At 51.0% G+C, this 1,027-nt stretch carries 2 protein-coding genes; both read right to left on the reverse strand.

The genetic code is table 11. From position 1 onward, the window contains the following. The coding region (locus tag N2315_09525; GenBank protein ID MCX7829410.1) for a hypothetical protein at positions 1-508 on the reverse strand (508 nt) is incomplete at its 3' end. Positions 509-512: 4 nt separating this feature from the next. After that, on the reverse strand, positions 513-1,027 hold a 515-nt coding region (locus N2315_09530), incomplete at its 5' end, for a UvrB/UvrC motif-containing protein (protein MCX7829411.1).

Genomic DNA, 1,027 nt, shown 5'->3' on the forward strand with positions numbered 1-1,027 from the left:
GGCTAACATCGGACGTTAAGAAACCGAATTCCTCATGGCAGGCCCACTGAAGCGTCTTATCTAAGGCTTCATCGATCTGAACCAGGTCTTTCCACAACGAACGGAAGGAAAGCCCCCCTCGAGTAAACACAGCCTGCAGGTGATCTTCCCCTCCAAGGTAATACAAATTTCCTGAGGGGCGCCATATACAGGCCTCCTCATCTTCGGGGACCGAAAAAGGGAAAAGGGGATAGAGTTCCCGTACGGCGGGGGAAGAAAGAAGCGTAAGCCCCCCTGCATCTTTCCCGGGGAAAACGTTCTGAGTATCCGATTCCACAGGATGAAAAGAGGTATCTACCTGAGCAATGGCGGCTTTGAGTTTTTCTCGCAGGGGTTTTCGTTCCACCTCCGGCAGCCGGGAAGGGAACGGAAAGCCCTCCAGGTTTCTCCGGATACTTATACGGCTATACAGGACCACATCCTGAGGAACACTCGAAGAAAACCAGGGTAGCACCAGCGAAGGCTCCATAGGATTATGCTCCTTGTTCTAACTGTTGAATTGCGTCCCGATACTGTGCCGCTTCCTCATATCGCTCTTTTTCAAGGGCCTGCTGCAACAGTTTCCGTAGCCGTTCTAGCTCATTCTGCCGATTCTGCTGATTGCGGAGAGCCACCGAAAGACGGCCCTTGTATCCCCCTTCTTTCCCATAAGAAAGAATTTCTTTCTTTAAAAGGTTTTTAAATATGGCATAACAGCGGGAACAGCCGGCCCGCTGGGATTTCTGGATATCCCGCCAGGTGGTACCACAAAAGGGGCAGAATTCGTTTCCCCCGTTCTTTTTCCCCCGATTGGTTCGAGCCGGCTGAGGAAAATTTTTAATAAGTTCCATCAGGGCCTTTCCGACATCCTCCGAAAGATGTACCAGGCCATGGTTTTGTGCGCAGACCTCGCACAAATGAAGCTCTGTGGGACCTTCGCTTCCTACCTGATGAATAAAAACGATGGCCTCGCGCTCCCCACATATGTCACATTTCATGATTACTCGCT

This window comes from Thermanaerothrix sp. (genome assembly GCA_026417795.1).
Classification (GTDB): domain Bacteria; phylum Synergistota; class Synergistia; order Synergistales; family Synergistaceae; genus Thermanaerovibrio.